The organism is Microcystis sp. LE18-22.4A, assembly GCF_027531105.1.
Lineage (GTDB): Bacteria > Cyanobacteriota > Cyanobacteriia > Cyanobacteriales > Microcystaceae > Microcystis > Microcystis aeruginosa.
Genome location: NZ_JAPZRB010000616.1, coordinates 1 through 10,907, shown reverse-complemented (window position 1 = coordinate 10,907; position 10,907 = coordinate 1). Strand labels below are relative to the sequence as shown.

The window sequence follows — 10,907 nt, the reverse complement described above, 5'->3', positions numbered from 1 at the left end:
AACGTACCGTGGGACACACGGAATCGGGCTTCTGAAATGGGGCGAAAGTCTGTGGACTCTGTGTAAGACAGTACATGGTTTTTTAACTGTGGTATGCGACGGTGGTGGAAGCAGAAACTTAAATCGTGAGGTTTAGGAATCGCCGCCCTAAAAGTGCGGCGAGGATGTCAACTAAGCTGAACTCTCTCAACTGCGAGAGTCTCCACCCTCAGCAAAGGGTTCGGAGGAGACTTTTCAGTCTCCTATCCCCTAATTCCCTACTCTAAAGCGTAGATACGACCATCCATGAGCAGACGGGTGATCCCTTTAGCTTCCAGTTGAGCGTGAGCTTTTTCGATCAGGCGACCGTCGGGAACTTTAATCACTTTTTCCTTGCGCTTGGAGAAACGACGAGCGATGCGATGACTTTCAAAGATGGGGAGGGTGCGCTGCTGGATTTCCTGAGGGGGAACCTTACCCAATTCGGCAAAATCCTTGAGGGGACGGGTGATTAATTCGGCAGCGCGATCAATGACCAAGTAACAGGTTTTGGGAAAAGCCGCCGCCGATAGGGGTAATATCTGTAATTGGGCTGTTTTAACGATAGTCGGGCCTAAATAGCTCCCCGCTAGTTCCTCCTCCTCCTCGTCTTCATCTTCATCTTCATCCTCCTCTTCATCCCAATCCTCGTCAAGCTCATCTTCCTCCTCCTCTTCCTCGATAGCTTCGACGAAAAACTCGGTTAAATTAGCGTCTTCTAGGGGTTTATCGCCATTAATTTCTATATATTCCGAATTATCTGCTTCTGGCGGGTAAGAGGTATCCATTAACAGGGTTAATTGTTCCACAGAAGCGATCGGTTGCTGAAAAGCCTGCTCATCCTTAGCTGCGATGTGGGCTGCCCGCAAACTAATCACCTCGATCGCTTTTTCCGGTAAATCCGCTGCTGCTCCCTCCTCCTCGAGGCCACGAGGATTACGGGCCAAGCGTTTTTTCTGGATTAATTGCTCGTATTCCTCGCTAGAAAAAGAATTTTTGAGAAAACGACTGACCGTAGAGCTACTCACGCCATAACGCTCGGCTAAGGTGGAAGTGGTGGCCTCCGTTTCCCGATAAAGCTTAAGAATTTCTTTTTTCGTGGCATCAGTCAGTTTTCTTGCACTCATATTACTTATATAGTTATTTTTTAAGCGATAGGATCTTGCCGATGGCTAGTCAGGGGAAGCTGTTGTCCTTGAGCGGATGTACTCTTAATCATAAAACGCTCTAGCCAATTAAAACTAAGCAATTCGTTTTCTAGTCCCTGTTCTAGTCTATCCTTGACTTCTGTTTCTCACCACTACTCAAGATTAAAAAATTGACGATGATATCAAGTGCTGCTAGTCAAAAAGCCTTATTAGTTCTGGCCGATGGTACGGTTTACGAGGGTTATTCCTTCGGCTCCAAGGGAACCACCGTCGGCGAAGTTGTCTTTAACACGGGGATGACTGGTTATCAGGAAGTCCTCACCGATCCCAGTTATGCCGGTCAAATCGTCACTTTTACCTATCCGGAATTGGGAAATACGGGGGTTAACCCCGAGGATGAGGAGTCAATTCGTCCCCAGGTAAAAGGAGCGATCGCCAAAAATATCTGCCACCGGCCCAGTAATTGGCGTTCTACCCAATCCCTACCGGATTATCTGGCCGATCATCATGTTATTGGCATCTATGGCATCGATACCCGGTCTCTGACCCGCAAAATTCGCTCGGTTGGGGCGATGAATGGGGCAATTTCTACGGAAATACTCGATTATCACGATTTACTGCGGCTGGTGCAGGCGGCCCCCAGTATGGCGGGGTTAAATCTCGTTAAAGAAGTTACCACCAAGGAAGTGTACGAATGGACGACTCCCACCCCGTCCGCCTGGGAATTTGCGCCAATTGATAGTGATCAAGAACCGTTAACGGTGGTGGCGATCGATTTTGGCATCAAACGCAATATTCTCCGGCGTTTAGCCAGCTACGGTTGTCGGGTGATCGTGGTTCCCGCCGACACTCTCCCGGAAAAAATCGCCGCCTATAATCCCGATGGTATTTTCTTTTCTAACGGACCGGGAGATCCGGCGGCTGTCACCGAAGGTATTGCCCTAGCCAAGCAACTTTTACAAGGGGAAAAACCCACTTTTGGCATCTGTATGGGTCATCAAATTTTGGGGCTATCCCTAGGAGCAGAAACCTTTAAACTGAAATTTGGTCATCGCGGGTTAAATCAACCCTGTGGACTGCGGCAACAGGTGGAAATTACCAGTCAGAATCACGGTTTTGCGGTGCAGGAAGCCTCTTTAAATCCGCAAGTGGAGATTACCCATCTCAACCTCAATGATCGCACCGTAGCGGGTTTAAAACACAGGTCTTTGCCCTTTTTCTCGGTACAATACCACCCCGAAGCCAGTCCCGGCCCCCACGATGCCGATTATCTGTTTGCCAAATTTGTCGATTTAATGCGGCAAGCAAAAAAGGATCGGTCGTAAATTTTTAGGATATACTAGGGTTTTGATTTTTACGGCTCTAGAGCTAGGAGGGGATTATTCCGGAAGCAATTAACTTGACCGTCAGCTTGCGAGGCACGCGTGAGGTCAGAGATAAGTACCAAATTTTCCGTTTGACGGGTCTTTTAGATGCCTTTTCCGAACCGACTTTTTGTAAGGTGATCGAAGGCTATGTGGAGGAAGGTCCCAAGGATGTGATTATTAGCCTCGCTCAGATTGATTTTATCGATAGCTCCGGTTTAGGGGCTTTAGTAAAATTGGTAAAAAAGGCCAAAACCGAAGGGGGCAGTTTACAAATTGTTACCAATCCCCGGGTAACTCAAACTGTAAAACTGGTGCGATTGGAGAAGTTTTTTTCCCTGCAACCCACCCTGGAAGCGGCGATCAAATATCTGGAAAAAGCGTAAATCGTGGAATCTCCTCTCGAACAAATTCGCTTACAGCTAAGTGGCGAGGGGTCACAACTCCTAGAGGGTCTTGACCGATTATCGCCTGCTTCTCTGGCCTATCTAGGGGATGCTGTTTATGAATTATACATCCGCACCTATTATTTACTGCCGCCCCAGCGTCTGGGAGACTATCACGCTCAGGTGGTGGGCAAAGTCAGGGCCGAACAACAGGCTTTAGATTTAGCACAACTGCAGCCCTATCTGACGGACCAAGAAAAAGAAATTCTGCGCCGGGGACGCAATGCGGTCACGGGAAAACGCCGTCGTCTGACAGCCCAAGTCTATCAGCAGGCCAGCAGTTTAGAAACCCTGTTCGGCTATCTTTATCTGCAAGACCCCTCAAGATTACATCAACTATTAGAAAAACTAGAATTATAGCCCTCAGGGACGATTCCCGACTTTACTCTTAATCCATCCAATCATGAGCGATCGACCATTTCGTGGCAAGTCCGATAATAGTAATTTTCGCCGGCCCTCGCGGCCGAAAACCGGGCCAATTCTGGCTAAATCCCCGGCAGTAACTCCAGAAAACCAAGAAGCTGATGATCTGCTCTACGGTCGCCGGGTGGTTTTAACGGCCATGGAGGAGGAGCGCCAACTTAATCGGATTTGGGTGGTCAATCGACTCCGTTACGATCCCCGTTATCATACCCTCTTAGAAAAAGCCAAGGCCAACGGCACGGTAATTGATGAGGTGGACGATCTGCGTCTCGATCAGATTACCAATAAGGCCAATCATCAGGGGATTGCCGCCCAGATGTCTCCCTATGAGTATATAGAATTAGCCGATCTGATCGAGAAAGCTAAGGGCAGAAGTCGCCACCCCGTCATCGTCATCGCTGAAGGTATTACGGATCCCCATAACCTTGGGGCAATTATTCGCACCGCCGAAGCCATGGGTTGTCAGGGGGTAGTTATTCCCCAACGTCGCGCCGCCGGGGTGACATCGACGGTGATGAAAGTGGCGGCGGGGGCCTTGGAATATTTACCTGTGGCCAGGGTGGTTAATCTCAATCGTGCTTTAGAGGAATTAAAAGCGGCTGGTTTTTGGCTCTACGGCACGGCGGCAAAAACTGGTAAATCTTTACACACAATCAATTTAACGGGTGCGATAGGATTGGTGGTAGGTTCGGAGGGAGAGGGTTTGAGTCTGCTAACCCAAAAGTCCTGCGATGAGTTGGTATCTATCCCTTTGGCAGGCAAAACCCCCAGTCTCAATGCTTCGGTGGCGGCGGGTATGGCTCTTTACGAGGTTTACCGGCAACGCTGGCAAAATTCCCCCGATTGAAAATCTGTATTTTTCGACACTCCCAATAGCCAAAAGGAGAAAGTATAAATAAAATAGGAAGGAAGTTTGCGAAATGTAAACGAACGTAACAAAACCACCAGAGTAGATTTAGATGGGGAACGAGATGAAAGAATTTTTGATTAGCTTACTCGAAAGGTTCGGATTAGCCTACTGGGTCGAGATTAAAACCGACTATCCCAGATGTACTTATTATTTCGGTCCTTTTCTCGCTAAAGACGAGGCTGAAGTCGCTCAAGCCGGTTATGAAGAAGATTTGAAAACAGAAGGAGCGCAGGGGATTAAATTGGATATAAAACGTTGTAAACCGAAAGATTTAACTATTTTTGAGGAAAAAGAAGAAAGCAAGCTCCTGAATACCCTAAAGGTATTACGCAGTCAAGCTTCTTAACAATTTTCAGGGATCAGTAATCAGGGATCAGTAATCAGTAATCAGTAAACAGTGAAAAGACAGCATAAGGCTGCTACTTAGGGTCTGCTGAATAAATCTAAAAACCTTGTTGGATAAGACTTTTGGACTTTTTTCCCCTCAAAAAGTGCCAGCCATTGCGGGGATCGGGGGGAAAATTCAGGTACTTTTTCCCTGAAAATTAGGTAGTTGACCAGCTGAAAATCGATAAAACCCCACACCCCACACCCCACACCCCACACCCTGCCCCCAAGAAAAACTTTTTGCCGCAAACCCTAAATATCAATGGGAGCGATTTAAAAAACAGCTATATTCTGCTTCTGTCAGCCTTCCCGCTTCGTAGAGAGTATCGGTAATTTCTGCTAGGGTTAAAACCGAATAAGCTTGATAACCATGGCTACGAAGTTTCTCTTTAACAGGGCCACCATGGTCGATAAAAACCACGATATCATTAACTAATAATCCCGCCGATTTAATCTTTGCTGCCCCCTCGATCGCACTTTTGCCAGAAATTAAAATATCGTCCACCACTACCACGGTTTCCCCCACTTGAAAATTACCTTCAATTACTCTTCTTGTGCCGTGAGCTTTTACTTCTTTGCGGGGGAAAATCATCGGATGATTTAATAATAAAGATAAACCCGTGGCTGTGGGTAAAGAACCGTAGGGGATACCGGCAATGCGGTCAAATGTCAAGGTTTTTAATATTTCTCCATAGGCTTCAATTACCTGCTGAAAAATATTAGGATTAGAGATAATTTTTCTCAGATCAATATAATAGGAAAAAGTTTCTCCCGATGCTTGCACATAATCGCCAAACAGCAAGCAACCAATATCAAATAATTGTAGAATTAAATCCTGATGAGGATGTTGTTTTAAAAGACAAACGTTAGCAGTCCAAGTATCATCTCCGCTCGATTCTTGCTGGTGATTTTGTTTAATTTTGTTGACTTCCTCGCGTAAATCCTTGACTTTTGCCCCCAAATCGGGTTGAGATAAAAAGTCTTGGGGTACAGGAATTAATAAACCCTCGCCATGACTATTTAAACCCACAGTAATTAACTCGGAGAATTTACTTTTGTCTTCCCAAATACTGCGTAATAAAATCAATCTTTCGGGGGCAAAATTGCGAATCTTTTTCAAAATCTCCGGTTGAGTGGTTCCCACTTCTAAAAACACCTGTTCGGGAGTTCCCCAAGTACAAGCTTCTTTGACGACTTGCAGATAAAAAGGATTGTCGCGACTGGGGAATTCTTGCAGATTAATCGCGCCTTGATTGGAAGTATGACAAAGGATAAAAGCGCCATGCTCGGGATAAACTAAAAAAGGAGCAACGTGATCCTGTCCGGAGTAGGGATTGAGAGTAACCGCGTCCACCTGCCAAGTTTTAAAGATAGTCTCGGCTAAAATACTGCTAGTATTAATATCGCCGTGTTTAGCATCCAAAATTACCGGGATATGATCGGGAATTGCCGTTAAAATTCGCTGTAATAATTCTAACCCTGCCGCTCCCAAAGCTTGATAAAAGCCTAAAGTTGGTTTGTAGGCACAGACAAAAGGGGCAGTTTCATCGATAATAAACTTGAGCCACTGTTCTAAATTAACGATTAATTCTCCCGGGGTGGAGGGCATCATTTCGGGGTTAGCATCTAAACCGAGGACAAGTAGAGTCTGGTTTTGACTAATGGCGTGGTTTAACTTTTGAAAAAAATTCATCGGTTTCTAATCTCAGAATTCTGGATTAGTTTCTAATTCTACACTATTTGGCCGAAAAATAGGCTGTAAAATTGTCTGGTGCAGACTTTTTCTGGTGTCAGCGTCAAGGAATTTCTTTTGTAGAGGTTGCCATTCTTGCCATTTTTGGTGACGGATATTTCGGAAAATTTCTAGTAAGGTGGGCATTTCCTTGGCAAGACAATTAGGGAAAATTTGGCTAAGAAAAGCCGAGAGAACACAACAATCCTGCATTTCTCCGAGAATACTTTGAAGGTTTTTAATATCTTCTAGATACTCTCGATATTTGTCGCCATAAAACTGAGGGAATAACTCCATATTATAGCGGGAACGCTTGGCTTCTTTACGGAGATCGTGCAGTAATAATCCTTCTTTTTCCAATAAGTCATCAATTTCTTGACTAGAAAACTCTCGTAATCTTGTATAGTCCTCTAAATTTACCCCAACTAACCAGCCTTCATGGAGTAAAAAGCGACTCGCTTGCGGTAATAATAAGTCTGGTAAAACTGTGGCAATATCTAATTTTCCAATCGGTTGATAGGTGGGATTATCCAACCAACTGGCAAAATCTGCCTTAAAATTGAGAAATTTATCGGACTTTAAGAGTTTTTCTACCTTAGCAAAAGCCTTCTCCCTTTGGTGTTCGAGAACTTGTAAAACTTTCTTCAGTAAATCCTGTTCTTTCGGTGGTAAAATTGGCTGATAATGGCCGACAAAAGCCGATTTTAACACATCTAAATCCCGCAATTCTCCTAAAATTCTGCCCAGATTACCCACCCGTTTTTGGTCGGCAGATTTCGGCATGGTTAAAGCGGGGGCAAAACCGGTTAAGGTACTGCGAAGACGGCGCATTCCCACACGAATTTGATGTAATTCTTCCGTATCCTGATCGAGTAAAACCCCAGCTTCGTGTTTAAGAACTTTATGAAAATGTTTATCAATACCGATATAGGCCCAATCGGCAACAGTTTTAGCCCGAGGATTAAATTTGTTAGTCATTTGTCTTTAGCGAGGAAATAATGTCAAGATGGTGATAGAATCTTTAAATAAAGACTGGAACTAATAGATCCCATTTATTCTACACAATAGGATGAAGCAGCAGCTTTAAGAGAAGTTTATGGATAGTTTTTGGCTAGATTATGGGGGGGAAATCGCTTTTCGCACTGGAGAGCATCTTTTCTTGACGGGAATAGCCATGGCTATGGGTAGCTTAATCGGGATTCCTCTAGGTATTTTAATTAGTCGTCAAGCTATTCTCGCCCCACCAATTATAGCGATCGTTAACACCCTACAGACTATCCCCAGTTTAGCCCTATTTGGTTTTTTAATTTCCGTGCCTTTTTTGGGAGGAATCGGCAAAATTCCCGCTATTGTTGCCCTAACTCTCTATACTTTACTGCCAATTGTTTTAAATACCTATCTGGGCATCAAAAAAGTTGATCCCGAATTAAAATTAGCCGGGTTATCCCTAGGCATGACCGACGGTCAAATCCTGCGCTATATCGAATTACCCCTGGCCAGGGCGACAATTTTGGCAGGAGTGAGAATTGCGACGGTGATTGCTATCGGTGTGGCTACGATCGCAGCTGCCATCGGTGGCGGTGGTTTGGGAGTGTTTATTTTTCGCGGTATTGCCACGGTCAACAATCAGTTAATTTTGGCGGGGGCAATTCCTGCCGCTTTTTTAGCCCTTGTTGCCGATTGGAGTCTCGGTCGGCTAGAAAAGACCTTTTCCCCTTCGCAACGTCCGAAAAAGCCCTCTAAATGGCAATGGGGCTTAGGTTTAATCGGGTTGGCCTTGCTATCTTTCCTCTTGACTCAAATTTTCCATTCATCCCCCGGCACAGTGGTGATCGGTTCCAAAAATTTTACTGAACAGGTGATTTTAGGGGAAATTTTGGCACAGGAAATCGAAAAAGAGACGAATTTACGGGTTGAGCGTCAATTTAATCTCGGTGGTACTCTGATCTGTCATGAAGCGGTGAAAGCGGGTAAAATCGACGGTTATGTGGAGTATTCTGGCACGGCTTTCACGGGAATTTTGCAAGAAAAACCCCTTAACGATGCCCGATTAGTCTCTGAAAAGCTGCAAGAGATTTATCCAGAAAAATTTAATCTAGAAGTCTTTCCCAGTTTAGGATTCGAGAATACTTTCGCCATTGTTATCCGGGGAGAAACCGCCAGTCAATACAATCTGAAAACTCTCTCGCAAGCTGCTAAATATACCCCCAATTGGCAAGCGGGTTTTGGTTATGAATTTTTGGAAAGGGAAGACGGTTACAAGGGATTAGCGAAGACCTACGGCCTAACTTTTGCCGGACCCCCGAAAGTGATGGATTTAGGGTTAATGTACCGCGCTTTAGCCGAAAAACAGGTGGATTTAGTGGCGGGAAATTCCACCGATGGCTTAATTCCCGTGCTAGATTTAGTCATCCTAGAAGATGATCAACGCTATTTTCCTCCCTACGAAGCGGTACCGATTTTTAACCGGGATAGTTTGCGAAAATATCCGCAATTGCGACAGGTTTTAGCGAAACTCACTGGCAAAATTACCTCCACAGCTATGCAGAAATTAAACTATCAGGTGGATGGACGCGATCGCAAAGTAGAGGAAGTGGTCAAAGAATTTCTAGTCTCCCTCTCTTAACCATTTAGTCACTCCCCCGGGTTGGTCGATTAAACTAATGCCTTGGGCTTTTAATTCTGCGCGAATGCGATCGCTTTCGGCGTAATTTTTCGCTTTTTTCGCCTCTGTCCGTTGTTGGATCAGATTTTCGATATCCGCTGCACTAATTCCCTCAGAAACAGGGGTTTCCCTCTGGTCGGCGGCAATTTCTAAGCCCAAAACCCTAGACAATTTCACCAAAGTATGCCATTTTACCGCTAATTGGGCCAGATTGCTGTCTGTCTTACCCGCATGGGTTAAATTATTACCTTCCTTGCGTAATTCCTTAGCGATTTCAAATAACACCGCTAAACCACCGGCAAAGTTAAAATCGTGATTTACCGCCTCTTGAAAGCGATTTTCTAGCTCTTGGTCAGTAATTCCAGGATTATCTTGCTGAAGATGCTTATAACCAAAGGATAAACCCTCTTGTAAAGTATGCCAGCCATTAGTGGCCGCCTGCAATCCCTCATCGGAAAAATCGATCGGTTTGCGGTATTGGGCGCCTAAAATTAATAATCTCACGGCTAAGGGGTCATATTTTGCCAATAACTCGCGAATAGTGATGAAATTACCGAGGGATTTCGACATTTTTTCCCCAGCCACCTTAACCATGCCATTATGTAACCAATAGTGGGCCAGAGGTTTACCCGTAGCGGCTTCACTTTGGGCAATTTCGTTTTCGTGGTGGGGAAAAATCAGATCACTTCCCCCCACATGAATATCGATAGTTTCTCCCAATTGTTCTTTGACCATGGCCGAACATTCAATATGCCACCCCGGACGACCTTGACCCCAGGGAGAATCCCAACTAGGTTCCCCCGATTTTGCCCCCTTCCAGAGGGCAAAATCAAAGGGGTCTTGTTTTTTAATTGCTTCCGGGTCGTCGGTTTCTACCCGGCCGCTGGCGCCGGCTTGCAGATCATCCAGTTTTCGCCCTGATAGTTTGCCATAATCAGAAAAACGACGGACGGAATAGTAAACATCGCCATCGCTGGGGTAAGCATAGCCTTTTTGTTCTAATTCATAGACTAGGCGCTTGATACCGTCGAGGGTATGAGTGGCCCGGGGATAAGCGTCCGCCGGTCTGACCCCTAATTTTGCCATATCCTCAAAGTAGGCCTCGATAAATTTCTCGGCTACGGCTGCCATGGTGGTATGTTCATTTTTAGCCCGATTGAGAATTTTATCGTCAATATCGGTGAAATTCTGAATATAGCGCACTTTATAACCGAGATACTCCAAATAACGCCGCACCACATCCCAAACCACACAGGTACGCGCATGACCCAAATGGCAATAATCATAGACGGTAATGCCGCAGCAATACATGGAGACCATGCCCGGGATGAGGGGGGTAAAGGGTTCTTCGCGACGACTGAGGGTGTTGTAGAGGATTAAGGTCATGGATGGAGAAATTTTTTTCTGGGGGAAAAGGCTAGTCCAATTTTATAGCAGTTATTTTCAGTTATCAGTGATCAGTTATCAGTGATCAGTTATCAGTGATCAGTTATCAGTGTAAGTATCTAAGCACAATTAATTACACATCTAAGCCACTACTCCGTCAGACTTCTGCGGTGGTGAGCAAACAGAGAACTGAAAACTCAAATCCGATCCCTAATAGCTGTATCCCGTCTCCTGTCTCCTGTCTCCTGTCTCGACTAGGAAATTAATTTTGCACGACTACTTATCAGTAGACCTCTTGCATAAATCCGAAAACAAACGATAGAAACAATAATGGGAGGGACTTTCAGTTAATTATTTATTAGTAGTTGATAATCTTCAAAAATGTTGCTGTACAAGGATCGACTTAAGACTTTTGCAAGAGGTCTATT

11 protein-coding genes are annotated in these 10,907 nt (G+C 45.0%); 6 read left to right on the top strand and 5 right to left on the bottom strand.

The annotated features are described in order from the left end of the window. Positions 1–257 precede the first annotated feature (257 nt). Positions 258–1,145, bottom strand: a complete 888-nt coding sequence (locus O9295_RS26405; RefSeq protein ID WP_288036231.1) for a helix-turn-helix domain-containing protein — start codon at positions 1,143–1,145, stop codon at positions 258–260. Between the two features lie 197 nt (positions 1,146–1,342). Between O9295_RS26405 and carA the strand changes: the two genes are divergently transcribed. The 5 genes from carA to O9295_RS26380 all read left to right on the top strand — a co-directional run bounded on the left by carA (position 1,343) and on the right by O9295_RS26380 (position 4,655). Beyond that, on the top strand, positions 1,343–2,491 hold the full coding sequence (carA, locus tag O9295_RS26400) for a glutamine-hydrolyzing carbamoyl-phosphate synthase small subunit (protein WP_147069119.1): 1,149 nt from the start codon (positions 1,343–1,345) through the stop codon (positions 2,489–2,491). Positions 2,492–2,565: 74 nt separating this feature from the next. Further along, positions 2,566–2,916: an STAS domain-containing protein gene (locus O9295_RS26395; RefSeq protein ID WP_002763884.1), complete on the top strand. Its 351-nt coding sequence runs from the start codon at positions 2,566–2,568 to the stop codon at positions 2,914–2,916. Between the two features lie 3 nt (positions 2,917–2,919). Continuing rightward, positions 2,920–3,336: a Mini-ribonuclease 3 gene (locus O9295_RS26390; protein ID WP_287732463.1), complete on the top strand. Its 417-nt coding sequence runs from the start codon at positions 2,920–2,922 to the stop codon at positions 3,334–3,336. Between the two features lie 43 nt (positions 3,337–3,379). Next, positions 3,380–4,246, top strand: a complete 867-nt coding sequence (rlmB, locus tag O9295_RS26385) for a 23S rRNA (guanosine(2251)-2'-O)-methyltransferase RlmB (protein ID WP_288036230.1) — start codon at positions 3,380–3,382, stop codon at positions 4,244–4,246. A gap of 112 nt (positions 4,247–4,358) precedes the next feature. Continuing rightward, entirely contained in the window at positions 4,359–4,655 is a 297-nt protein-coding gene (locus O9295_RS26380) for a DUF1816 domain-containing protein (RefSeq protein WP_193961585.1), read from the top strand. Between the two features lie 77 nt (positions 4,656–4,732). Here O9295_RS26380 and O9295_RS27615 read toward each other — a convergent pair whose 3' ends face one another. The 3 genes from O9295_RS27615 to O9295_RS26370 are packed head-to-tail and all read right to left on the bottom strand — an operon-like array spanning position 4,733 to position 7,406. After that, positions 4,733–4,915, bottom strand: coding sequence for a hypothetical protein (locus O9295_RS27615; RefSeq protein WP_170915505.1), 183 nt, complete (start codon positions 4,913–4,915; stop codon positions 4,733–4,735). Positions 4,916–4,955: 40 nt separating this feature from the next. Next, positions 4,956–6,389: a bifunctional orotidine-5'-phosphate decarboxylase/orotate phosphoribosyltransferase gene (locus tag O9295_RS26375; protein WP_147069116.1), complete on the bottom strand. Its 1,434-nt coding sequence runs from the start codon at positions 6,387–6,389 to the stop codon at positions 4,956–4,958. A gap of 12 nt (positions 6,390–6,401) precedes the next feature. After that, positions 6,402–7,406 carry a CHAD domain-containing protein gene (locus O9295_RS26370; RefSeq protein WP_288036228.1) on the bottom strand — a complete coding sequence of 335 codons (1,005 nt, stop codon included), beginning with the start codon at positions 7,404–7,406 and terminating at the stop codon, positions 6,402–6,404. Positions 7,407–7,524: 118 nt separating this feature from the next. Between O9295_RS26370 and O9295_RS26365 the strand changes: the two genes are divergently transcribed. After that, positions 7,525–9,054 carry a glycine betaine ABC transporter substrate-binding protein gene (locus O9295_RS26365; RefSeq protein ID WP_288036227.1) on the top strand — a complete coding sequence of 510 codons (1,530 nt, stop codon included), beginning with the start codon at positions 7,525–7,527 and terminating at the stop codon, positions 9,052–9,054. Here the strand turns inward: O9295_RS26365 and cysS are convergent. Further along, positions 9,037–10,479, bottom strand: a complete 1,443-nt coding sequence (gene cysS, locus O9295_RS26360; RefSeq protein WP_288036225.1) for a cysteine--tRNA ligase — start codon at positions 10,477–10,479, stop codon at positions 9,037–9,039. The two genes, O9295_RS26365 and cysS, sit on opposite strands and share 18 nt — an antisense overlap. Between the last annotated feature and the right edge of the window lie 428 nt (positions 10,480–10,907).